Here is a 23,566-nt window from a genome sequence, read left to right on the forward strand (position 1 = left end):
AGAGGGGTGTTTCGCGTCAGAGCTTGAAGCGGATGCCGCCATAGACGCGACGGCCGAAGGTCTCGACGATCGTGCGACGGTAGACGCTGTTCGCATTCTCCTTGCGGGTCGCGTCGAGCAGGTTCACGCCTTCGAGGAACAGCGACACTTCCGGCATCAGGGTGATGTTCAGCGACGCATCGAGCTGGCCATAGGCCTCGCCGAACTCCGGATTGTTGCCGCGACCCTGGGCGACGATCAGATACTTCGAGCGCCAGTTATAGGCGCCGCGGAGGCTGATGACATCGTCTTCGTAATAGGCCGAGATGTTGTAGCTGTTGCGCGACAGGCCCTGGAACGGAAGCGCCGCACCGGTGAAGACGTCACGGCCCTCATAGCCGCTATCCTTCGAATAGGTGTAGTTCGCCAAGACGCCCATGTTCTTGAGAACCGGAACCTCCAGGAAATCGAACGCGACCTGAAGGCCCGCCTCGACGCCGTTGATCGTCACCTTCTGGGTGCCGTTGGTCGGAAAGGTGATGTTGTAAACGACATTGGTCGTCGGATCGGTATAGGGCTCGGTCGTGTTCTGGATGAACGAGCCGATTTCCTTGCGGAAATAGGTTACCGACGCGAAGCTGGTGCGGTTGATGTAATATTCCAGGCCCAGATCATATTGGCGGGCGCGGAACGGCTCCAGCTCGGGATTGCCGCGCGAGCCCGACAGGCCGACGACGTCCAGCGTGAAGCGCGGCGCAAGTTGCTGCGGCAGCGGACGCGCCATCACCTCGGTGGCGGTCGCGCGGGCGAACAGCTTGTTCGGCAGCAGTTCCGCCTTGAGGTTGATCGACGGCAGGAACTCGGTGACTTCGCCGTCAAAGGCGACCGGGCTGACGACCCCGCCTGCGCTCAGGAAGCCCGACGTGTCGGTCTTGGTGTTGACCACACGGGCACCGACCACGCCGGTGAGCGGAACCGAACCCAGATCGATCTCGAACGACGCCTGCGCATAGCCGGCGATGTTCTGCTCGCGCACTTCCCACGTGTCGGTGAAGGTCTGGTTGCCGAACGGATCGGGGATGCCGACGAAGTTGGCGACGCCCTCATTGATGTTCAGCCAGCGCTGATAGCCATCGTCGAAGCCGAGATTGCCGGTGTGGAAGAAGGCGGTGTTGCCGATGTCCGAATAGCCCAGCGCCTCGTCGATGCGCGACTGCACCGCCGGGTTGCTGAAACCGTCCAGCGTGGTCGTGGTATTGAACAGCTTCGAATCCACGGTCAGGCGGCGCCACTGGCCACCGGCCTTGAACGAGGTGAAGAAGCCGCCGTCGGGCTTATACTCGGCATCGAGCTTGCCCATATATTCTTCCTGCTGGTCGTAGCGCGGGCGGCGCTGGACGGTCAGCCGGTTGACCCCGTTGGTCGTGGTCGGGTCGTTCGGAAGAATGATCTGCGGAGACTGCTGCTCGTTGCGATAGTCGACGATCAGGCTGTCCATGCCGAGGACCGACGCGGTCGCGTTGATCTCGTTGTTGTAGGCCTTGGCCTTCGCATAGGAGATCTTCGGCGTCAGCGTCAGCTTGCCCGTGGTCCATTCGGCGCCGATCGCCGAGTTGAAGGTGGTGCGGGTGATGTCGCCAAGGATGTTGCGATAGGCGACGCCGAGCTGGTTGGGCACCGTCTGCGACGGATCGTTGCGATACACCAGGTAGGACACGGTGTCGTCCGGCCCGGTGATCGAGTTTTCGGTGTCGACGATGCCGCCGGTAGTGCCGGTCTGCAGGAATTGCGAGGTCACCGACTGCTTCGAGCGGGTGTAGTTGCCCTCGTAGTAAGCCTTGAAGTCGTCCGATGGGCGCCATTCGAGGATGCCGTTCAGCGCGTAGCGCTGCGTCTCCAGCCGGTTCATCACATAGCGCGGGATGTCCGGGAAGAAGTCGAGCATGCCGTTGTCATCGAGGTCGAAGCCCTGAACGCCCGGCGTCCTGGGATCCATGTCCTGCTTCCAGCCGGTGGTGCGCGCCTGGTGGCTCTCGACGTTGCGGTTCTCGTAGGTGCCCGACAGCAGCACGCCGATCGTACCATCCGCAAAGGTGTCGCTGCCGATGAGCGCGAACTTCGGATCCATATGGTCGCCGATGTCGGCGTAGATCACCTGCGCCGAACCGGCGAGGAACGGATCGCCTCCATTGTCGAACGGACGGCGCGTGATGACGCGCACGGTGCCGCCGACGCCGCCTTCGGTCATGTCGGCGGTGGCCGATTTCACGACTTCGAGGCGGTTGACGAATTCGGAAGGAAGATCGCGGAAATCGACGTCGCGACCGCCGCCGACCGTGGTCGATAGTGCGCTCGTCCCGTTGATCTCGACGCGGTTCAGCGACGGATCGGCGCCACGGATGGTCACACCCGATCCTTCGCCGTCGGAGCGCGTGAGTTGCACGCCGGTCACGCGCTGCAGCGCTTCACCGATATTCTTGTCCGGAAACTTGCCGATATCCTCGGCCGAAATCGCATCGAGCACCTGCGCCGAGTTGCGCTTGGCGTTGAGCGCGCCCTGAAGGCTCGAACGGATGCCGGTGACGACGATGTCCTGCTCGCCCTGCGTCGCGGCATCGGTTTCCGGCTCTGCGGCGGGCTGCTCGGCGGGTGCCGGCTCGGCCGGCGGCGTTTCCTGGGCATAGGCCGGCGCTGCGATCATGGCGGCCAGCACAAGAAGCGACGCGCCGCTCACGGCGACCGTCGAACCAATAAGAGATTTAGACACGCGATCCTCCCGACCCTCAACTTGCTCATGGCAACGGTCCGAGCGACCTCCGGACCATCTTTTTTCGGAACAGAGCGGTTGGGCATGAAGGGGTCTGACGTTCCAGGCCTCCTCTCGTTCCTATATAATGGAACATTGTTGCGGTATGTGGGCGGTGTTTGTCAAGCCCTTCGCATCGGCATGCCGGCGCGGCGGGTTTATTATCCGACAAATGGCCGGCCGGATTGATGCCCGCCGGCTCCCGTTATATGGAGTTAGCGTGCGATAAATGGAACAGTGTGCGCTGCTACAAAAGGTTGCGGCGCGCTTGGGGAGGAACTTCCATGCCGCTGAGCCCGGGGCTCGCGCTTCTCATGCTGGCAGACGCGGCGACGGCGCCCGTCACCTTCATGTTGGCAGATCTGCCTGCACCATCCGGCAGCCAGCCGGTGGCGCCGGATCACGCGTACAGCAAAGGCGGTTACGGCTACGAGCCGGATGCCGCCGATGCCGGCTTCCTGTTCTCGATCGCCATACCGGAGGGCAATTATCGCGTTACCGTGCGGTTTGGCGACAAGCGCGCGGCGAGCCGGACGACCGTGAAAGCCGAGTCGCGCCGGCTGATGCTGCGCAACATCGCGACCCGCGCCGGCCAGTTCCGCGAGGCGAGCTTCCTGGTCAACGTCCGCACCGCAGCGCTGGTGCCGCCGCCGGAGAACGCGCCGGGCGGTGCCTCCGTGCGCCTGAAGCCGCGCGAGGCGGGCAGCTATACGTGGGACGAGAAGCTGACCCTGGAATTTCTCGGGCAGCCGAAGGTCGCCTCGATCACCGTCGCCCCCGCCGACGTGCCGACGATCTATCTGGTCGGCGACTCGACGGTGACCGACCAGCGCGCCGAACCCGCGGCAAGCTGGGGGCAGATGCTGCCGGCGATGCTCGACGACACCGTCGCGGTCGCCAACCATGCCGAGTCGGGCGAGACGCTGAAATCCTTCCTCACCGCGCTGCGCTTCGACAAGGCGCTGTCGCGGATGACAGCAGGAGACTGGCTGTTCATCCAGTTCGGCCACAACGACCAGAAGCAGCAATGGCCGCAGACCTATGTCGATCCGGCCACCACCTACCCCGCCTATCTGCGCACCTACATCGCCGAGGCGCGTCGCCGCGGCGCGCATCCCGTGCTCGTCACCTCGCCCGAGCGGCGCAACTTCGACGCCGCCGGTCGCATCACCGACACGCTGGGCGCCTATGCCGATGCCGTCCGCCGCGTTGCCAAGGAAGAGGGCGTGCCGCTGATCGACCTCAACGCGGACAGCCGCACGATCTACGAGGCGCTGGGCCCCGAGGTGGCGCCGACCGCGTTCAACGACGGCGGCGCGGACAAGACGCACCACAACAATTACGGCGCCTGGCTGCTCGCGAGCGCGGTGGCGGAGCGGATCCGCGCCAATATTCCCACACTGGCGCCGCACATCAGCCTGCCCGCCTTCTCCCCCGCCGCGCCGCCGAGCGCGGAGTCGCTGGCGATCGCGCCCAGCATCGCGCGCAGCGCCGAACGGCCGGCAGGCAATTGAGGTGACGATCCGCATGACCCGCCGCGATGTCGGTCTCGGGCTGCTTGCCGGCCCGGCGCTCCTTCCCTTCCCCGTCCATGCCGCGACGATCATCGATGTGCGCGGCCATGGCGCGAGGGGCGATGGCCGCAGCATCGACAGCCCGGCGATCAACGCCGCGATCGATGCCGCCGCGCAGGCCGGCGGCGCGACGGTGGTGGTGCCGGCGGGCCGCTATCTCTGCTTCTCGATCCGCCTCAAGAGCCGCGTCACCTTGATGCTGGCGAAGGGTGCGGTGATCGTAGCGGCGGATCCGGCGCGTCACGCCGGCCACTATGACATGCCCGAGGACGGCATCGAGCAACTCTACCAGGATTTCGGCCACAGCCACTGGCAGAACAGCCTCATCTGGGGCGACGGTGTGGAAGATGCGGCCATCACCGGCCCCGGCCTGATCGACGGCGCCGGCCTCACCCGCGACGGCCCCGGCGCGCGCTGGAAGAAGCAGGCGGGCGAACGGCCGCTCTCGATGCGGGGCATGACGCAGAAGCAGATCGACGAACTGGAGCCGGCGGCGCAGGCGATGCGCGGCAAGGGCAACAAGGCGATCGCGCTGCGCAACGGGCGCAACATCCGCCTTTCCGGCTTCTCGATCCTCAAGGGCGGCCATTTCGCGATCCTTGCGACCGGCACCCAGGGACTTGAGATCGCCGACCTCAGCATCGACACCGACCGCGACGGCATCGACCTCGATTGCGTGCGCGACGTGCGGGTCGAGCGCTGCCGGGTCAATTCGCCCAATGACGACGCGATCGTCGTCAAGAGCAGCTATGCGCTGGGCAAGGCGATCGCCGCGGAGAACATCGTCATCCGCGACTGCGCGGTCTCCGGCTATGACATGGGCACGATGCTGGACGGCACGAAGCGCACCACGCAGGAGATCGCGCCGGACCGCGACCGCGTCACCGGCCGCATCAAGCTCGGCACCGAAAGCAACGGCGGCTATCGCAACATCATCATCAAGGATTGCAGCTTCACCCGCTGCCGCGGCCTCGCGCTGGAGACGGTGGATGGCGGCGTGATGGAGAATGTCGTCGCCACCGGCCTGACCATGAACGACGTGACCACCGCGCCGATCTTCCTGCGCATCGGCGATCGCCGGCGCGGGCCGGAGGGCACCGGTGTCGGCGCGATCCGCAACGTGGTGATCAGCGAGGTGGAGGCGCGCGGCATCGATCATCGCTTCCCGGCCGCCATCGCCGGCCTGCCAGGCCACCGCGTTGCAGATGTGGTGCTGAAGGATATCGCCCTCATCTATCGCGGCGGCGGCACCGCCGGGGATGCCGCGCGCAAGCCCGCCGAACTGGCGGATGCCTATCCCGAGCCCAGCATGTTCGGCGTGCTGCCGGCCTGGGCGCTGTGGGTGCGCCATGCCGAGCGGTTGCGGATCGAGACATTCCGTGCCGAGACGATGGCGTCCGATGCCCGCCCGCCCTTCCACATCGAGGACGTCCCTGCCCTTTCGGTCACGGATACGCCGCTGTGGACCGCTTAGGATTTGACGCCGCGACGCTGGCTGATTACCATATATCGCAATTCAAACCCATATAATGGAATACGGAGGGGGCATGTCCATCCACGCCTTCAAGATGCAGCTCAAGCCCGGTGTCGTCGAAGAATATCGGCGCCGCCATGACGAGATCTGGCCGGAACTGACCGAGCTGCTGACGCAGACCGGCATCCATGACTATTCGATCTTCCTCGACGAGGACACGCTGTCGCTATTCGCCGTGCTCAAGCTGCGCGACGAGAACAGCCGCGACAGCCTGCCCGAGCATCCGGTGATGAAGCGCTGGTGGGACTATATGGCCCCGCTGATGGAGGTGGAATCGAATAACCGCCCCGTCGAATGGCCGCTCACACCGCTGTTCCATCTCGCATGAGGATGAAGATGCGTCCGATCGCCGCCGCCCTCCTCCTTGCCTCCTCGGCGCTCGCGGCACCGGCCGCGGCGCAGGACGCGAAGGAAACCGTCAACCTCTCCGCGCCCGAACAGCGGTTCGGGCGCGTCTCGTTCGACGGCCGCTCGCTCAAGATCGACGGCAAGCGCACCGTCATCTGGTCGGGCGAATTCCACCCGTTCCGCCTGCCCAGCCCCGATCTGTGGCGCGACATCCTGCAGAAGATGAAGGCGAGCGGCTTCAACACCGTGGCGCTCTATTTCGACTGGGGGTTCCACAGCCCGAAGAAGGGCGTGTACGACTTTTCCGGCATCCGCGACATCGATCGCCTGCTGACCATGGCGGACGAGGAGGGTCTCTATGTGATGACCCGCGCCGGCCCCTATGTGAACGCCGAGCTGACCCGCGGCGGCTTCCCCGGCTGGCTGGTCAACCAGCGCGGCAAGGCGCGCACCGACGATCCCGAATATATGGCCGCGGCCGACGAGTGGCTGACCCGCATCAACGCGATCATCGCCCGCCACCAGATCAATGGCGACGGCAAGGGCAACAAGGGCAGCGTCATTCTCCACCAGATCGAGAATGAGCTGGCGGCGACCACGCCGGCGCAGCGCCGCTACATGGACCATCTCTACGCCAAGGCGCGGGCGGACGGCATCAACGTGCCGATCTTCCACAACGACCAGGGCCGCAACGGCTATTGGGTGCCCGAGAACTCGCCGGTCGAGAAGGTCGTGAAGGGCCCGAACGACATGTATGCGTTCGATGGCTATCCCGGCGGCACCTGCACCGTCCAGGGCAAGCCGACGCGCGGCTCGGCAGCGCCCGACTGGGGCTATTACGGCCCCGGCGGCGCGCGCGGCGGCGCCTCCGCCTCCCCCAACACGCCCGGCTTCGCGGCGGAGTTCGGTGGCGGCTGGTTCGACTATTGGGGCTCCAACGGCGGCTATGAGTGCAACGCGATCCAGCGCGGCAAGCGCTTCCAGCGCGTGTTCTACGGCACCAACCTGGCCAACGGCATCAACATCCAGAGCTTCTACATGCTCTATGGCGGCACCAGCTGGGGCTGGCTGCCGGCACCGGTGGTGTTCACCAGCTATGATTATGGCTCGGCGATCTCCGAGCCGCGCACGATCCGCCCCAAGGCGGAGGAGCTCAAGCAGCTCGGCGGGCTGATCGCCGCGGTGCCCGATCTCGCCGGCATGGTCCCGGCGGGCAGCGTGCAGATCTCATCGCCCAACATTCAGGTCTATCACAACAAGAGCCCGGAAACCGACGCGCGCTTCCTGATGGTGACGCACAAGCCGTCGAACGGGCAGACCAACGACAGCTTCACCATCACCGCCGACCTGCCGGACGGCCGCTACACCCTGCCGCAGGCCGGGCCGATGCAGCTCAACGGCTTCGACGCGAAGTGGCTGGTCGCCGGCGTCAAGCTGGGCGGGCAGAAGCTGGTGTATTCCACCTCCGAGCTGCAGGCGCTGCTCAAGGTCGACGGCAGCGACGTCGCCCTGATCTACGGCCGCGCCGGCGAGCAGGGCGAGACCGTGCTGCGCTACGCGGGCGCGCCGAAGGTGACGGTGGTCGAGGGCAATGTCACCAGCGCGTTCGACGCGTCGAAGGGTGATCTCCGCCTCAACTATGCGCACCAGGGCCGCGCGATCGTGACGATCGAGGGCGCCGATCGCCCGAAGCTGACATTGCTGATCGGCGACGAGGCCGAAGGCGCGCGCTATTGGCGGCAGGACAGCGCCGCCGGCACGGTGCTGGTGCGTGGCCCCGCGCTGGTGCGCACCGCCACCGTCCGCGGCGGCCAGCTCGCGCTGACCGGCGACACCGCGGCCGAGACCCCGCTGGAAATCTGGGCGCCGGCGAAGCTCAGGACGTTGAGCTGGAACGGAGCCCCGGTGGCGCTGCGCGCCGGCAAGGCAGGGAGCCGCGTCGCGAGCAAGCCGCTTGCCGGCCCCGCCGAGATCGCGCTGCCGCGCCTGACCGGCTGGAAGATGGCGGAAGGCTCGCCGGAAGCGAAGCCGGGCTTCGACGACAGCAAGTGGGCGGCGATCGACAACCGGTCGAGCGCCAGCATCACCGCGCGGCCGGATGGCCAGCCCAATATGGGCATGGATAGCTATGGCTTCCATGACGGCGACGTCTGGTATCGCGGCCGCTTCACCGGCACGGCGGATGCGAAGCTGCTCCGCCTGTTCTACGGTGCCGGCGGCTCCGGTCTCGCACAGGTCTGGCTGGACGGCCAGTTCGTCGGCCAGCATGAGCTGCCGAGCGGCCTGCCCCGTCCGATCACCACCGGCGTCGCCGAACTGGCGCTGCCCGACGCGGCGCAGGCGCAAGGCGAACATGTGCTGAGCGTGATGGTGCGCAACAACGGCCACAACTGGGATCTCGACGTCGACGATTTCCACAAGGAAGCGCGCGGTATCGTCTCCGCCTCGATCGAGGCACCGGGCGGGCGCAGCTTCGGCGTGCCGATCGCCTGGAAGATCCAGGGCAAGCAGGGCGGCGAGGACATCGCCGATCCGGTGCGCGGCGTCGCCAACAATGGCGGCCTCTATGGCGAGCGCGTCGGCTGGCACCTGCCGGGCTTCGACGACAGCCAGTGGCAGGCGGCCACGGTTCCCTCCGCCCGGGCGACGGCGGGCACGAGCTGGTATCGCACCCGCTTCGACCTGGCCGTGCCCAAGGGGCAGGACGCGACGATCGGCATCGCCTTCGGCGACACCGAAACGCCGCGCTCCAAGGCGCGCTACCGCGTGCTGATCTTCGTCAACGGCTGGAACATGGGCCAGTTCATCGCCCATATCGGCCCGCAACGCGTGTTCCCGGTGCCGGAAGGCATCCTCGACCACCGGGGCACGAACCACATCGCGCTCGCCGTCACATCCGACGGCGCGGCGGGTGATGCGCTGGAGGATGTCCGGCTCGTCACGCTTCACAACGTCAGGGGCGGGCTCCCCGTGAGAATGGTCGCAGCCCCCTCCCGCCCCTCGGACCTCAACTAGGAGACAAGAAGTTGGCCGCCCTCAATCATGACGTTCCGCGCGCGGACGTGACTGCCGCCGTCGCGAAGCTGATGGACAATCTCGTCAACATCAAGGACGAGACCGGCGAATTCCTGCTCCATCTCGAAGATGGCCGCATCATCGACACCAAGGGCTGGGCCGGCTGGGAATGGACCCACGGCGTCGGCCTGTTCGGCATGTGGCGCTATTTCGAGCAGACCGGCGACAAGGCCGCGCTCGCCATCATCAGGCAGTGGTTCGAGGACCGCTTCGTCGAGGGCACGCCGACCAAGAACATCAACACGATGGCGCCGTTCATCACCCTCGCCTACCTCTATGAGCTCGAGCCGGATCCCCGCTACATCCCCTATCTCGACACCTGGGCCGAATGGCTGATGGCGCCGGACGGCCTGCCCAAGACCGAGGAAGGCGGCTTCCAGCACATCGTCTACAACGATGTGAACCCGGGCGAGATGTGGGACGACACGCTGATGATGAGCGTGCTGCCGCTGGCCAAGATCGGCCTGCTGCTGAACCGCCCGCATTATGTGGAAGAGGCCAAGCGCCAGTTCCTCGTCCACATCAAGTATCTGTTCGACAAGAAGACCGGCCTGTGGTTCCACGGCTGGGATTTCAACGGCCGCCACAATTTCGCTGAGGCGCTGTGGGCGCGCGGCAATTGCTGGGTGACCATCGCGATCCCCGAGATCATCGAGATCCTCGACCTCGCCCCCGGCGACGCCTTCCGCATCTTCCTGATCGACACCCTCGCCGCCCAGGTGAAGACGCTGGCCGAAACGCAGGACGCCGAAACCGGCCTCTGGCACACGCTGGTCGTCGATCCGACTTCCTATCTCGAAGCCTCGGCGACCGCCGGCTTCGCCTATGGCATCCTCAAGGCGGTACGGAAGGGCTATCTGCCGCGCCATTACGAGGCGGTCGGCATCAGGGCGGTGAAGGGCGTGCTCGCCAACATCGACGAGACCGGCGAATTGAAGCAGGTCAGCTTCGGCACCGCGATGGGCGACACCCAGCAGTTCTACAAGGATATCGCGCTGACCTCGATGCCCTATGGCCAGAGCCTCGCGATCTGCGCGCTCGCCGAGTTCCTGCGGACCTATATCTAACCTAATCTCCTCCCCGAGCAAAGCTCGGGGAGGACATGTTATGCCGATTGCGCCTACCGGGAGAGTGACCTGCCGACCGATCCAGCCACCAGAGCGCGCCCGGTACGCCTGATCAATTACGTCGCCTACGGCTCCAACGACGTGCTCGGGGCCGGCTCGATGGCCGTGATCTCGGGCTGGGTGCTCGTCTTCTATACGCAGTTCTGCGGCCTGAGCGCGGGCCAGGCGGCTTTGATCTTCGCGGTGGCGCGCGTGCTCGATGCGTTCGCCTCGCCGATGATCGGCTACATCTCCGACCATTTCGGCGGCAACTGGCTGGGTGCGAAGTTCGGCCGCCGGCGCTTCTTCATCCTCGCGGCGATCCCGCTGCTGCCCAGCTTCGCGCTGATGTGGCTGCCGGGACAGACCTTCTGGTATTATCTCGTCAGCTATGTGCTGTTCGAACTGATCTACGCGATGGAGATCATCCCGTTCGAGACGCTCGCGGCGGAGATGTCGACCGACTACAAGACCAAGGCCAAGTTCGCGGGATCGCGCATCCTGTTCGGCCAGGTCTCGGCGATCCTTGCCGGATTCCTGCCGCTGTGGCTGATCAACGCGCTCGGCCGCGACAGCGCCGACACCTTCTTCTACATGGGCATCATCTTCGCGGTGCTGTTCATGGCGACGGCGGCTTTTCTCTATCTCTTCAGCTGGGAACGCTTCGTGCCGGGTTCGCCCGAGGCGCGCGCGCTTTCCCACACCGGCGCCACCGGCCTCGGCAGCGCGTTCAAGGCGCTCTACCGCAACCTCTTCTCGACGATGCGGATCCGCGCCTTCCGGCTCCACCTCGGCATGTATCTTGGCGGCTATATCAGCCAGGACATCTTCAACGCCGCCTTCACCTTCTTCGTCATCTTCGCGCTGGCGGGGTCGACCGCGATCGCCTCCGGCCTGCTCGGCACGATGTATATCGTCCAGTTCGTCGCGGTGATCATCGCGATCAACCTTGCCCTGCGCGCCTCGCCGCGCATCGCCTACCAGATCGCTGCGGTGGCGTTCGCCGCCGGCGCGGTGACGTTGGTGGCCTTGTGGTCGGGCGGGATGACCGCGACGAGCTGGGTGCTGTGGGTGCCGATCGTGCTCGCCGGCCTCGGCCGCGGCGCGCTCAACTACATCCCCTGGGCGACCTACAACTACATGGCCGACGTCGACGAGATCGTCACCGGTCAGCGCCGCGAGGGCAGCTTCGCCGGCGTGATGACCTTCGTCCGCAAGGCGACCCAGGCGGCCGCCGTGGCAGGCGTCGGCTTCATCATGCAGGCCGGCGGCTTCGTTTCCGGCGCGACCGAACAGACCCCGCAGGCGGTGCTGACGATCGCCGTCCTGCTCGGCGCCGGCACCGTCGGCACGCTGTTCGCGGGCATCCTCGTCTCCACCCGCTTCCGCCTCGACGGCCGCACCCACAGCATCCTGATGAGCGAGATCGAGCATCTCCGCACCGGCGCCCGCGCGCCTTCCTCGCTGGAGAACCGCGCTGTCGTCGAGGATCTCTCGGGCTGGTCCTATGAACAGCTCTGGGGGAACAACCCGGTCGCGGGCGTGAAGCACTGATGCTCGCGGCGCTGCTGATGGCCGCGGCCACCCCCGCCGCCGCCCCGGTCGCCCCCAAGCCGCTGTTCCGCGATCCGGTGCATGATGGCGCCGCCGACGCGACCATCACCCGCGACACCAGGAACGGCGAGTGGGTGATGTTCTACACCAACCGCCGCGCCGACCTGCCGCTGGACGGCCCCAAGGACGTGCGCTGGGTGCATGGTACCCACATCGGCGTCGCCCGATCGAAGGACGGTGCGAACTGGCGCTATACCGGCGTCGCCAATATCCCGGCGAAATGCACCGGCGCGACGTTGTGGGCACCCGACGTGCAATATTTCGACGGCCAGTGGCATATGTGGCTGACGGTCGTCCCCGGCATCTTCGAGACCTGGAACGCGCCGCGCTTCATCGTCCACCTGACCAGCACCGACCTCGAGCGCTGGTCCTGCGGCGAGCGGCTCGAACTGGGCTCGGATCGGGTGATCGACGCCAGCGTCGTCGCGCTGCCCGAGGGCGGCTATCGCCTGTTCTTCAACGACGAGCGCCAGAACAAGGCGATCCTCTACGCCGACAGCCCCGATCTCGTCCGCTGGACCGTGAAGAAGCGCCTGACCGACACCCCCGGCGAAGGCCCCAAGGCGTTCCGCTGGAAGGGCCGCTGGTGGCTGGTCTCCGACGCGTGGAAGGGGCTGCTGGTGATGCGCTCCGACGATGGCGAGGCCTGGACGCGGCAGGCGGATTATATCCTCGCCCGGCCGGGCCAGCAGCCCACCGACCGCGAGAAGGGCCAGCATCCGGACGTGATCGTCGCGGGAGACCGCGCCTACATCGTCTATTTCGTCCACCAATATGGCGAGGATGAAGCCAAGGCGAACCCGGACTATGGCCGCCGCACGGTGCTGCAGATCGCCGAAATGAAGGAACAGGAGGGCCGCATCGTGGTGGACCGCGAAGCGCCGGTGACGGTGAAGCTGAACTGAATCATCCTCCTTGTCCCTGCGGAGAGGCGGACGGCCACGCCTATTTCGGGGACACAATATCCCTACTGCGTCATAAAGATCGGATATTGGATTGAGGCGCGAGACAGCAGGGACATCGAGCTAGGCGCCTGACGATGGCGGCGGCGAGGTGGATGCGGATGGTGGCGATGGAGTCATGGACATGGCGCTGCGGCCGAACGGGGAGCGCCGCGCGGGATATAGGCTTTGGGAATGGGAGGTTTTTGGCGGGATAGCGGATGGTGGAGGGCTGAGGGGGGAATCGTCTCCATTTGGGAGATGAGGAATCCGTAGGCGGCGATGCATAGGGTGACATGGTGGTGGAAGCCGCGCCATCCGCGGCCTTCATAGTGGCCGAGGCCGCATTGCTGCTTGAGATCGAGATAGTCGCGCTCGATGCGCCAGCGCAGCTTTGTGAGGCGGACGAGTTCGGTCGTGGCGATGTCGGCTGGCAGGGTGGAGAGCCAGAAGCGGGCGGGTTCGGGGTCGCCTTGTGGCCATTCGATCATGAGCCATAGCTCGGGGGAAGGATTGGCGCGCAGGCCATCGCCATTGGCACAGCATAGCCGCAGGAAAGCGAAGCGTCCGCCGAGCGGTTCGCTCGATCCCTGGCGGCAGGTCACGGTCTGCCACGCGCTGTCGGGCAACTCGAGCGCGAGCGCCTTGACCTGAACCGGTTGATGAGCGTGCTTGGGCAGCTTCTGCTCACCTGGCCGAGGGCCACGGCGGTGCGTTCTGGAGCGTGGCGGCGGCGCCTCGCCGGGGCGCCAGACATTGGTGATGGGGCGGATCGCGACCGCGTAGGCTAAGCCCAGATCGGTCACGCCCTGGCGGAAATCGGCGGCGCCGCCATAGCCGGCATCGGCCAGCACGACGCCTGGCGGCAAGCCTTGCGCGATCGCCGCCGCGAGCTGATCGAGCGCAATCCCGGTCTTGGACCGGAAGGGGATATCCTCGGGCACCCTGGCCTTGCGCCGCCGCTCGGCGTCGTTCGCCCAGGCCTCCGGCAGGAACAGCCGGTGCGCAACCGGCAGGCTCGCCGTCTCGGTCGCCAACGACAGGCTGACCATCACCTGGCAGTTCTCGGTCTTGCCGAGTTGTCCGCAATATTGCCGCGCCACGCCGACCGAATGCTTCCCCTTCTTGGGAAAGCCCGTGTCGTCGATGATCCAGGCCTCGACCGGGCCGTCGCGCTCCACCACCGGCAGAACCTGCTCGCGGACACACGCCATCAGCGCCTCGTCCGACCAGCCGCCCTGACCCACGAAATGCAGCAGCGACTGGTGTTTCGCCGATACCCGGTCAGGCCGAACCACCGCCGCCAGCGGCTCCACGCTCTTGCGCTCCACGGGAAGCAGCAGTCCCGTGCAATAATCCCTCAACGGTTCGGCTCGGTCCGCATGCCCGATCACTTTCACAAGACGATCGACATAAGCGTCAAAACGCGCTTCAATCTCCTCCGTCCAGCGACCCTCCATCCCGACCCTCCAGCTCAGTTTGAATCACCGAGCCTATCACATCTGCGCCGGTACCGAATCCCCCCTTCTTCTGACTCAGTAGGGATACTAAACTCGATCGCGCCATTCGCTGCGGCGCTCTGGGCACGGCAGTTTAGCATTGTGTCCTTGAAACTTTCCGCCCGTTCATCTTGAGTGCGACTGAGTGAAGGCGACGGTGCGTATCGAAGGGCGCTCGCGGCCGGTGCTTCGATACGCCATTTCGACACGCTCGATGGCTACTCGGCACGAACGGGCATGGTGAGGTGTGCCCGCCGCCTGCCCTCAGTCCAGAAACCCGACCTGCCTCAACCACGCCGCGCAAAGATCCGGCCACGCCGCTACCGGCAACCCGACCGTATCCAGCGCGAACCCGTGCGGCGCATCCGCGAAGACATGCAGTTCCGCGTTCCCTCCAGCACCAATCCACGCCCTATGCAGGCGGTAGGCATTCTCCACCGGCACAACCGCATCGTTCGCAGCATAGACGATGAACGCCGGCGGCGGGCCCGGCAGCAGTTGCGCATCCGGCTGCAGCCGGTCGTACATCGCCTGCTTCTCTTCCGGCGGCAGCGGCGGCTTGTCCGCCACGATCGTCCGGCCCTTGGCGTTGGTCGAGATCGGCGCATAGCCGACCACCAGCACGTCCGGCCGGGTCTCCGCATCGGCCGTCGCGCCGCCCCAGTCCGCCGGATATGCGGCCGCGAGGCAGGCCGCGAGATGGCCGCCCGAGGAGAGGCCGACCACGCCCAGCCCGCCCCCGGCAAGGCCGCTGCCGCGGATCGCGCGCATCGCCGCCATCGCATCGTCGAGCGGGGCCGAGACGCCATGGTCCGCGTTGGGGAAGCGGTGGACCAGCACGAAGGCGTGATAGCCGAGCCCGGCCAGCCAGCGCGCGACCTGCACGCCCTCGCGACCTGCCATCAGCATGGTGTAGCCGCCGCCGCCCAGCACCAGCATCGCGCGGCCATTGGGTGCCGCGGGTACGAAGCCGAGCAGCACCGCGCGGTCGACCGCGGTGACCACCGCCGCCTCGGCCACGGCGGCATCGTCCTGCAAGGTGAAGGCGCCCTCGGCCTCTTCGCCATCGAGCGTCCGGAGCAGGTCGGCGGCGTCGGTCAGCATCGGGTCTTGGCTCCTGCGGGGCATGGATGGGTAGGATAGGCTTCGCCGTCGAGTTCGGTGGCCTCGCGGATCACCTCCACCCGGTCGCCCGCGTCGCGCATCTCGTAGAGCTTGCCGAGCGCGAAGGTGAAGGGGCGGTGCAGCACCATCATCAGCTTGCCCTCGAAGGTACGGAAGATCATGCCATGGCCGCTGTCGCGCTCGACCAAGGTGCCGAGTTGCTCCCACGGCCCCTCCAGTTCGCCCGAACGCGACCGGGCCAGCGCCTGGACATAGCCCTCGGCGCCATAGCTGGACCACAGCATCAGCAGGCCGCCCTTCCCGGTGCGGATCAGTTCGGGTCCGTCGGTCACATAGACGGTATCGCCCTCGGGCTGCTTCTGCCCCACCGCCCATTTCGCCTCGTCGGCGCGGAACAGCAGCTTCGGCGGGCCGGCGGCGGCGAGATCGTCGGTCAGCGGGATCGCTTCGATCGTGCCGACCGTCGTCTGCATCCACTCATGCGCATAGACCAGCCAGGGCTTACCCCCACGGTCGACGAACAAGGTGCCGTCCAACGTCATCGTCGCCGCGGGCACGATCGGCTCGCCGCCGCGCACCAGCGCATAGGGCCCGTCGACCCGGTCGGAGACCGCAAGGATAGTGCCGCGCCGATAGGGCTTGCGCGCGGAGTCCGCGGGCGCGGGGAGGGCCAGCGCCTCGTTGTGGAAGGTGGCGAAGAGGTAATATTTCCCCTTCCACGTGTGGACCTCCGGTGCCCACGCGCCCGCTTTCGCCCAGCCGCCCGCGGGCAGCGCGAAGGCCAGCCTGGGCCGCGTCCAGTGCTTCAGGTCGCGGCTGGCATAGACCATGATGCCGAGGCGCCTGTCGCCGGTCATCGCCGCATCGTTGCGGGTGAACAGATGGTAGGTCTTCGTCTCCGGATCGGCGACGATCCACGGATCGTGCAGCCGCAGCGCCGTCATCGGCAGCGGCGCGTCGTCGGGCGCATGCGCGACAGCCGCCGGGCCGGCCCAAGCCAGCGCGGCGGCTGCGAACAATGTGATTCGTGCGGCACGTGAACGAAATCGCGTCATCAGCAACAAGACGGTCAATACTCCGCGCCGTTAAAAACAAAGCCCCTCCCCTTCAGGGGAGGGGTTGGGGTGGGGAAGCGGCGGCGGGGGCTCAATGCCCCTGGCGACGCTATTTTCCGGCTTCGCCGGAAGCTCGCTACGCTCGCCTCCACCCCAACCCCTCCTCTGAAGAGGAGGGGCTTATAACTGCTCACATCGCCAGCAGGTTGCCGTAGCCGATCACCACCGTCGCCAGCAGCAGCACGCCGACGCCGCCCCACACCGTGGCCTTCACCGCGCCGCTGGCATCCTTCCATTCACGGAAAGCGAAGCCCCAGACGGTACCGAAGATGATGATGCTCGCCATGTGCAGCGTCCAGCTCGAGAAGCCGAGGCTGCCCATCTGGCTTTCGCCCATCGAGTAGAAGAAGAACTGGAAATACCAGGTCACGCCGGCGAGCGCGCTGAGCGCATAATTGGCGAGGAGGGGCGGCCTGCCCTCGCCCACGCCGGCCTCCGCGGCGCGATCGTCGATCGCCTTGCCGAACCATTGCGGCGCGCTGCGGTTGCGGCTGATCAGCCAGGCGCACCAGATCGCGTTGGTGACGAGCCCGCCGAACATGACGACGCACAGCACCGGCAGGCCGGTCCACAGCGGGCCCGTGCCCGCGTTGGCCGAGAGCGCCTTGATCGGCTCGCCCGCGGCCAGTCCGAAGGCGAAGCAGGCGGACATGATGCCGGCGAAGATCGCGACGACGATGCCCTTGCGGAAATCGAACTCGGCGACCGCCGCCGCCTTCTGCTCCGGCGTCAGCGTGGCATCCTTGCGCGCGCCCGCCATCGCCACGATGACGATGCCGACCACGGTCAGCCCGATCCCCGCGAACACCACGTTGCCGGATGTCGTCGCGATCAGCTTCTCGTGGAAGTCGCCGTAGAACAGGGGCGGCATCAGCGTGCCGAACACGGTGCACAGCCCAAGCACCACCGCCATGCCGAGCGACAGGCCCAGATAGCGCATGACGAGGCCGTAGCCGAGCCCGCCAAACCCCCACAACATGCCGAAGATCACCCCCCACATGATCGCGCTGGAGGGTGCGGCGCCGAGCACGCCGAGCAGATCCTCGGTCTGCAGCGAGGCGAAGAACCACGGCGCGAACAGCCAGGAGAAGATGCCGCCGGTCAGCCAGTAAATCTCCCAGTTCCACCGCTTCACGCCGCGGAACGGCACATAGAAGCTGGCCGAGGCGAGACCGCCCAGCCAGTGGTACATAACCCCGAGCAGCGGATTCATAGGTCGAGCCCCAGCCGATAGATGCGGTTTGCGTTGCGTGCGAACAGGTCGCGCCGGTCGTCCTCGGAGAAATCCGCGACGATCGCGTGATAGGCTTCGAGATAGCGGTCGAGCGGCGCGAACAGTTTGTCGGTCGGCGCGTCCGACGCGACCATGCAGCGGCTGACGCCGAACAGGTCGATCGTCTCGAGCACGAAATCGCGGATCGTCTCGACCGACCAGTCGCGGCGGATGAAGCCGAGACCGGAGAGCTTGATCGCGACGTGCGGGATGGCGGCGAGCACGGCGAGGCCGGCGCGCCATTCGGCGAGGCCGTCGGCATCGGTCAGCACCGGCATGCCGAGATGGTTGACGATCACCGGCACGTCCGCGTGGCGTTCGATCAGCGGCGCCAGCCCCGGCATCTGCCCCGGATAGCATTGCAGGTCGAACGACAGGCCGTGCTTCGCGAGCTTGCCAAAGCCCGCCTGCCACTGCGCATCCTGCGTCAGGTCGCGCGGGCCATAGGTGCGGTTGGGATCGGGGTGCCAGTTGACGATGTGGCGGATGCCGCGGACCCGCGGGTGGGCCGCCTGCGCGGCGAGCAGATCGTCCGCTTGCGGATCGTCGAGCGCGGCGAAGGCGACGAGGCCGGTGGGCAGCCCGTGCCGGTCGGCCACCTCTTCCAGCCAGCGGCTTTCGTCGAGCGCCTGGGCGGCATCCGCGCCGGCATCGACATGGACCGCGCCGACGACGTTCCAGCGCGCGAGATCGGCGCGATAGGCATCGACGCCATAATCGACCGCGATCGCCTCGACGCTGCCATTGGGCCCCTCATCGGAGAAGGGCGGCGTCAGCCAGGAATAGCGGATGCGCGCGAGATCCCAGAGATGGATATGCGCATCGACGAAGGGAATGGGCGCCGTCACAGGCCTCTCCAGAAACGGCGCGGCGTCCGGCTCTTATGGGCCGGTTCGCCGCGCGGGTAAGCATCAGTAGGTCGTGCGCCCCCCCGACGTGTCGAAGGTCGACGCGGTGGTGAAGCTGCATTCCTCGGAAGCCATGAAGCACACCATCGCCGCCGATTCCTCGACCAGGCCGAGGCGGCCCATCGGGATCTTGGAGCGCATATATTCGACCTGGCTCGGCGGAAGCTGCTCGAGGATCGGGCTCTCGAACGTCGCCGGGGTCAGCGCGTTGGCGATCACGCCCTTGCCCGCCAGTTCCTTGCCGAGCGACTTGGTGAAGCCGAGCACGCCCGCCTTGGTCGCCGAATAGGCCGAGGCATTGGGATTGCCTTCCTTGCCGGCCACCGAAGCGACGTTGACGATGCGGCCATAGCCCTGTTCGAGCATCAGCGGCACGATCGAACGGCAGCAATAGAACAGCCCGTTGAGGTTGATGTCGACGACCCGCTTCCAGCTGTCGAGCGGGAATTCATGCACCGGCACGGTGGCGCCGGTGATCCCCGCCGAGCAGATCAGGATGTCGACCTTGCCCAGCGCCGCGGCGGTGTCCGCCGCCGCCTTGGCGACCGCGTCCGCATCGGACACGTCGAGCGCGACGGTGAAGCTGGCGCCGGTGGCCTCCTTGGCGGCCGCCAGATTGTCCGCGCTCAGATCCCACAGCGCAACCGTGCCGCCCTCGGCGACGATGCGCGCCGCGGTCTGCTTGCCCAGGCCCGATGCACCGCCGGTGATGACGGCGGTGCGGCCGGCGAACCGTCCAGCAAACACGCTCATGCGGCCACCAGATCGTCGAGGCGGCGCCATTCGGAGACCTGCTGGCGCTGCGTGCCGAGCTTGGCGATGCCCAGCTCCATCACGTCGCCCGCCTTCAGGTAGATCGCGGTCGGCTTCTTGCCCTCGCCGACGCCCGGGGGCGTGCCGGTGATCATCAGGTCACCCGGCTGCAGCGTCACATATTCGCTGACATAGGAAATGAGCTGCTTGATGTTGAAGATCATCGTGCGGGTGTTGCCGGTCTGCATGCGCTCGCCGTTGACGTCGAGATGCATATCCAGATCCTGCGGGTCGCCCACCTCGTCCGGGGTCACCAGCCAGGGGCCGGTCGGGCAGAAGGTGTCATGGCCCTTGCCCTTGCTCCACTGGGTGCCGCGGTTCTTCTGGTTGAAGCGCTCGGACACGTCGTTGACCAGCACATAGCCGGCGACGCAATCCAGCGCGTCTTCCTCGGAAACGTAGCGCGCGGTCTTGCCGATGATCACGCCCAGCTCGACTTCCCAGTCGCCATGCGTCGAACCCTTGGGCAGCACGACCTCGTCGTTCGGGCCGCTCAGGCTCGACAGCGCCTTCATGAACATCACCGGCTCGGTCGGGATCGGCAGGTTGGATTCGATCGCGTGATCCTCGTAGTTGAGGCCGATCGCGACGATCTTGCCGACGCCCTTGATCGGCACGCCGTAGCGGGGCTCGCCCGCGACAACCGGCAGCGAGGCGACGTCGGCGGCGAGCGCCGCCGGCAGCGTCTCGATCGTCAGGTCGTCGACGACGCCCGAGAGATCGCGGATCGCGCCGTCGGCGTCGACGATGCCGGGCTTTTCCTGGCCACGCGGGCCGAAGCGACAGAATTTCATGCTGATCTCGCCTTGTTGGGTAGTGTCTTGCAGGTCGGTGGGTTGCCGCTCAGTGCGTGTAGGGGCGGTGCATCGCGATATCGCGATTGAGCTCCACGCCGAAGCCGGGCGCATCGAGCGCGCTCGCCTTGAGGCGCCCGTTCTGCGGCACCGGCTCGCCGATGAGCTGCGGGTGGAACATCGGCACCACTTTCGTCGGCCCCGGATGCATCATCAGGAACTCGGCGAACGGGCTGTTGTGGCGCGTGATCACGAAGTGATAGCTGTAGACCGACGAGCCGTGCGGCACGACCATCTTGCCGTGCGCATCGGCGAGCGCGCTGATCTTGAGCAGTTCGGTCACGCCGCCGCACCAGCCCACATCCGGCTGGATGATGTCGCAGCAATCCATTTCCATCAGCATGCGGAAGCCCCAGCGGGTCGCCTCATGCTCGCCGGTGGTCACCAGCATGCCCTTGGGCACGTTGCGCTTGAGCTGGGCATAGCCCCAATAATCGTCGGGGCTGATCGCCTCTTCGATCCACTTGAGGCCCACCTCGTGCGCGGCGAGCGCGAGGCGCGTCGCATAGTCGACGTCGAGCGCCATCCAGCAATCGAACATCAGCCAGAAATCGGGGCCGACGCGCTCGCGCATCTCGGCCAGCTCGGCGATGTTCTTGTGGAGCCCTTCGAGGCCCTCGGCCGGGCCGTGGTGCAGCGGCATCTTGCCGCCGATGAAGCCGTTTTCCTTGGCGACGTCCGGTCGCGCGCCGGTCGCGTAGAACTGAAGTTCGTCGCGCACCGCGCCACCGAGCATGTGATAGACCGGCTCCTGCCGCAGGCGGCCGAGCAGATCCCACAAGGCGAGATCGACGCCCGAGATCGCATTCACGACCAGGCCCTTGCGACCGTAATACTGTGTCGAGAAGTACATCTGATCCCAGATCTTCTCATATTCGGTCGGGCTGCGGCCCTCGAGGAAGCGGGCGAGATGCTTCTCGACGATGTACGCCGCCGGCTCGCCGCCGGTGGTCACCGCGAAGCCGATCGTGCCGTCTTCCGCCTCGATCTCGACGACGAGGGTGCCGAGCACGTTGATGCCGAAGCTCTGCCGCGACTGCCGATATTCGGGGTAGCGCGACATGGGCGTCGCGATATGGTTGTCGATCCAGTGGCCGTCGCCCTGGTCGTGATAATCGGCACCACCGCCACGAACGGTGAACGCCCGGACATATTTGATCTTCGGCAAAGACGCGATCGTCACTCGACAGGCTCCCAACAGATAAGGCACGCACCCGGATGCCTGCGCAGACCCAAACATATGCAACCACGTTCCACCATATGGACATGAGACGCAATGTGCTTCAGCGTGTGAAACTGTCTGCCGACAGGCGCCGTGGCCCGCACCCCCCATCCTTAAACCGGTTTACTTTCTCACTTATTGGGATAGGATGTTATTAGATGAGACAGAAGGCGTCAAACGAAGAATCGGCGTCGGGCGAGGAAAAAACGCGGACACAAGGCAGCCAGACGCTGCTGCGCGGGCTCGACATGCTGGACAAGGTGATCGACGGGCCAGTGCGGCTCGCCGACCTGGCGGCGCGCATGCAGCTCACCCGCTCGACCACGCACCGGCTCGCCAATGCATTGATCGATCGTGGTTTTCTGACCTTCCTGCCGCGCGAGGGCTATCAGCTCGGTCCCAAGCTGATGCAGCTCGGCTTCCTCGCGCAGAGCCAGGCGGACGTGGTGCAGATCGGCCGCCCCCATCTGGAGGCGCTGGCGACCTTGAGCGAGGATACGGTCCATCTCGGCCGCCTCGACGGCGATCTCGCGCTCTATCTCGACAAGATTCCCGGCCGCCGCCGCGTCGACATCTCCAGCCGCATCGGCGATCGCCAGCCGCTGACCTCGACCGGGCTCGGCAAGGCGCTGCTGCTCGACGATCGCGAGCCGCACTGGCGCCGGCTGTTCGACGCCGACCATGAGGCCGGTGACGTCAAGATCGCCTATGATGTGTGGCTCGATCGGATGAAGGGCTATGTCGAGGCCGGCCGCACCTTCGACCTCGAAGAGAATGAAGACCAGATCCGCTGCGTCGCCGCCCCGATCCGCGACGCGTCCGGCGCGATCGTCGCGGCGATCAGCGTGTCGAGCGCCGCGCAATATATGGACGACGACCGCATGCAGTCGCTGAGCGACGATGTGCGCGAAACGGTGCGTCGGATCAGTGTCGATCTGGGCTGGAGCCCGGATGCCAAGCCACCCCGCCGCATCCAGCGGCGCTGACCCCTTTACCCCAACGAAGGAAGCTCCCGTGAAGCTGCTTGAAGGCAAGACCGTTCTCGTCACCGGCGCATCGACCGGCATCGGCCGTGCCGCTGCGATCGGCGCCGCCCAGCATGGCGCGAACGTCGTCATCAACTATGCCCACAGCGATGCCGCCGCCGCCGACTGCGTCGCCCAGATCGAGGCGACCGGCCAGCGCGGGCTGGCGGTGAAGGGCGACGTCGCCGATCCGCAGACCGCGCAGGATTTCGTCGCGAAGGCGGTCGATGCGTTCGGCTCGGTCGACGTGATGGTCTCGAACGCCGGCATCTGCCCATTCCACGCCTTCCTCGACATGCCGGTCGAGGTGGTGGAGCGCACCTTCCGCGTGAACCTGCACGGCGCCTATTTCATGGTGCAGGCGGCGGCCAACCAGATGGTCAAGCAGGGCAAGGGCGGCTCGATCGTCGCGGTCTCGTCGATCTCGGCGCTGGTCGGCGGTGAGTTCCAGACGCACTACACCCCCACCAAGGCGGGCGTTCATTCGCTGATGCAGTCGACCGCGATCGCGCTCGGCCGCCACGGCATCCGCTGCAACAGCGTGCTGCCCGGCACCATCCTGACCGAGATCAACAAGGATGATCTCGCCGACATCGAGAAGCGCAAATATATGGAACAGCGCACGCCGCTCGGCCGCCTCGGCATGCCCGAGGATCTGGCGGGCCCGATCGTGTTCCTCGCGTCCGACATGGCCGCATACGTCACCGGCGCGGCGCTGCTGGTCGACGGCGGCATGTTCGTCAACCTGCAGTGAC

18 protein-coding genes are annotated in these 23,566 nt (G+C 66.3%); 9 read left to right on the forward strand and 9 right to left on the reverse strand.

Features of this window, described 5'->3' with window-relative positions:
• Positions 1-16: 16 nt before the first annotated feature.
• Positions 17-2,746 carry a TonB-dependent receptor gene (locus NX02_RS21800; RefSeq protein ID WP_039996773.1) on the reverse strand — a complete coding sequence of 910 codons (2,730 nt, stop codon included), beginning with the start codon at positions 2,744-2,746 and terminating at the stop codon, positions 17-19.
• A gap of 323 nt (positions 2,747-3,069) precedes the next feature.
• On the opposite strand from NX02_RS21800, the gene NX02_RS21805 reads away from it, so the two are divergent.
• From NX02_RS21805 to NX02_RS21835, 7 genes are all read left to right on the forward strand, one after another.
• Entirely contained in the window at positions 3,070-4,299 is a 1,230-nt protein-coding gene (locus NX02_RS21805; RefSeq protein WP_025294286.1) for a rhamnogalacturonan acetylesterase, read from the forward strand.
• Between the two features lies 1 nt (position 4,300).
• The gene (locus NX02_RS21810) at positions 4,301-5,833 is read left to right on the forward strand and encodes a rhamnogalacturonidase (protein ID WP_245648669.1); all 1,533 of its coding nucleotides are present in this window, start codon (positions 4,301-4,303) and stop codon (positions 5,831-5,833) included.
• Positions 5,834-5,906: 73 nt separating this feature from the next.
• Positions 5,907-6,221, forward strand: a complete 315-nt coding sequence (gene rhaM / locus NX02_RS21815) for an L-rhamnose mutarotase (RefSeq protein ID WP_025294288.1) — start codon at positions 5,907-5,909, stop codon at positions 6,219-6,221.
• A gap of 8 nt (positions 6,222-6,229) precedes the next feature.
• Positions 6,230-9,256 carry a glycoside hydrolase family 35 protein gene (locus NX02_RS21820; RefSeq protein ID WP_025294289.1) on the forward strand — a complete coding sequence of 1,009 codons (3,027 nt, stop codon included), beginning with the start codon at positions 6,230-6,232 and terminating at the stop codon, positions 9,254-9,256.
• Positions 9,257-9,267: 11 nt separating this feature from the next.
• The gene (bglB, locus tag NX02_RS21825) at positions 9,268-10,383 is read left to right on the forward strand and encodes a beta-galactosidase BglB (protein ID WP_025294290.1); all 1,116 of its coding nucleotides are present in this window, start codon (positions 9,268-9,270) and stop codon (positions 10,381-10,383) included.
• Positions 10,384-10,542: 159 nt separating this feature from the next.
• A complete protein-coding gene (locus tag NX02_RS21830) occupies positions 10,543-11,976 on the forward strand; it encodes an MFS transporter (protein ID WP_245648670.1) in 1,434 nt (477 codons plus the stop codon).
• Positions 11,976-12,941, forward strand: coding sequence for a family 43 glycosylhydrolase (locus NX02_RS21835; RefSeq protein ID WP_025294292.1), 966 nt, complete (start codon positions 11,976-11,978; stop codon positions 12,939-12,941). The genes NX02_RS21830 and NX02_RS21835 overlap by 1 nt, the downstream gene beginning before the upstream one ends.
• 173 nt (positions 12,942-13,114) lie before the next feature.
• Here NX02_RS21835 and NX02_RS21840 read toward each other — a convergent pair whose 3' ends face one another.
• The 8 genes from NX02_RS21840 to rhmD all read right to left on the reverse strand — a co-directional run bounded on the left by NX02_RS21840 (position 13,115) and on the right by rhmD (position 21,747).
• Positions 13,115-14,437, reverse strand: coding sequence for an IS701 family transposase (locus tag NX02_RS21840; protein WP_025290687.1), 1,323 nt, complete (start codon positions 14,435-14,437; stop codon positions 13,115-13,117).
• Positions 14,438-14,740: 303 nt separating this feature from the next.
• Complete coding sequence (locus NX02_RS21845) at positions 14,741-15,580, reverse strand: alpha/beta hydrolase (protein ID WP_025294293.1); 840 nt, start codon at positions 15,578-15,580, stop codon at positions 14,741-14,743.
• Complete coding sequence (locus tag NX02_RS21850) at positions 15,574-16,674, reverse strand: glycoside hydrolase family 43 protein (RefSeq protein WP_245648671.1); 1,101 nt, start codon at positions 16,672-16,674, stop codon at positions 15,574-15,576. Before NX02_RS21850 ends, NX02_RS21845 begins: the two co-directional genes overlap by 7 nt.
• A 172-nt stretch (positions 16,675-16,846) precedes the next feature.
• Positions 16,847-17,929 (reverse strand): L-rhamnose/proton symporter RhaT, encoded by a 1,083-nt coding sequence (rhaT, locus tag NX02_RS21855; RefSeq protein ID WP_025294295.1) that lies wholly within the window; start codon positions 17,927-17,929, stop codon positions 16,847-16,849.
• A complete protein-coding gene (locus NX02_RS21860) occupies positions 17,926-18,837 on the reverse strand; it encodes an amidohydrolase family protein (RefSeq protein WP_158014147.1) in 912 nt (303 codons plus the stop codon). The genes rhaT and NX02_RS21860 overlap by 4 nt, the downstream gene beginning before the upstream one ends.
• Positions 18,838-18,900: 63 nt before the next feature.
• Entirely contained in the window at positions 18,901-19,650 is a 750-nt protein-coding gene (locus tag NX02_RS21865) for an SDR family NAD(P)-dependent oxidoreductase (RefSeq protein ID WP_025294297.1), read from the reverse strand.
• A complete protein-coding gene (locus NX02_RS21870) occupies positions 19,647-20,504 on the reverse strand; it encodes a 2,4-didehydro-3-deoxy-L-rhamnonate hydrolase (protein ID WP_025294298.1) in 858 nt (285 codons plus the stop codon). Before NX02_RS21870 ends, NX02_RS21865 begins: the two co-directional genes overlap by 4 nt.
• 49 nt (positions 20,505-20,553) lie before the next feature.
• The gene (gene rhmD, locus NX02_RS21875) at positions 20,554-21,747 is read right to left on the reverse strand and encodes an L-rhamnonate dehydratase (RefSeq protein WP_047099839.1); all 1,194 of its coding nucleotides are present in this window, start codon (positions 21,745-21,747) and stop codon (positions 20,554-20,556) included.
• Positions 21,748-21,944: 197 nt separating this feature from the next.
• On the opposite strand from rhmD, the gene NX02_RS21880 reads away from it, so the two are divergent.
• Positions 21,945-22,772 (forward strand): IclR family transcriptional regulator, encoded by an 828-nt coding sequence (locus tag NX02_RS21880; RefSeq protein WP_025294300.1) that lies wholly within the window; start codon positions 21,945-21,947, stop codon positions 22,770-22,772.
• A 28-nt stretch (positions 22,773-22,800) separates the two neighbouring features.
• A complete protein-coding gene (gene lra1 / locus NX02_RS21885) occupies positions 22,801-23,565 on the forward strand; it encodes an L-rhamnose 1-dehydrogenase Lra1 (protein ID WP_025294301.1) in 765 nt (254 codons plus the stop codon).
• The last annotated feature ends 1 nt before the right edge of the window (position 23,566 follow it).

This window comes from Sphingomonas sanxanigenens DSM 19645 = NX02, assembly GCF_000512205.2.
GTDB lineage: Bacteria > Pseudomonadota > Alphaproteobacteria > Sphingomonadales > Sphingomonadaceae > Sphingomonas_D > Sphingomonas_D sanxanigenens.

What these genes read in the sequence shown, in the direction of transcription:
- NX02_RS21805 (WP_025294286.1), top strand. Translation starts at nt 3,070, where the DNA reads ATGCCGCTGAGCCCGGGGCTCGCGCTTCTCATGCTGGCAGACGCGGCG.
- rhaM (WP_025294288.1), top strand. Translation starts at nt 5,907, where the DNA reads ATGTCCATCCACGCCTTCAAGATGCAGCTCAAGCCCGGTGTCGTCGAA.
- NX02_RS21820 (WP_025294289.1), top strand. Translation starts at nt 6,230, where the DNA reads ATGCGTCCGATCGCCGCCGCCCTCCTCCTTGCCTCCTCGGCGCTCGCG.
- NX02_RS21830 (WP_245648670.1), top strand. Translation starts at nt 10,543, where the DNA reads ATGGCCGTGATCTCGGGCTGGGTGCTCGTCTTCTATACGCAGTTCTGC.
- NX02_RS21835 (WP_025294292.1), top strand. Translation starts at nt 11,976, where the DNA reads ATGCTCGCGGCGCTGCTGATGGCCGCGGCCACCCCCGCCGCCGCCCCG.
- NX02_RS21840 (WP_025290687.1), bottom strand. Translation starts at nt 14,437, where the DNA reads ATGGAGGGTCGCTGGACGGAGGAGATTGAAGCGCGTTTTGACGCTTAT.
- NX02_RS21845 (WP_025294293.1), bottom strand. Translation starts at nt 15,580, where the DNA reads ATGCTGACCGACGCCGCCGACCTGCTCCGGACGCTCGATGGCGAAGAG.
- rhaT (WP_025294295.1), bottom strand. Translation starts at nt 17,929, where the DNA reads ATGAATCCGCTGCTCGGGGTTATGTACCACTGGCTGGGCGGTCTCGCC.
- NX02_RS21865 (WP_025294297.1), bottom strand. Translation starts at nt 19,650, where the DNA reads ATGAGCGTGTTTGCTGGACGGTTCGCCGGCCGCACCGCCGTCATCACC.
- NX02_RS21870 (WP_025294298.1), bottom strand. Translation starts at nt 20,504, where the DNA reads ATGAAATTCTGTCGCTTCGGCCCGCGTGGCCAGGAAAAGCCCGGCATC.
- NX02_RS21880 (WP_025294300.1), top strand. Translation starts at nt 21,945, where the DNA reads ATGAGACAGAAGGCGTCAAACGAAGAATCGGCGTCGGGCGAGGAAAAA.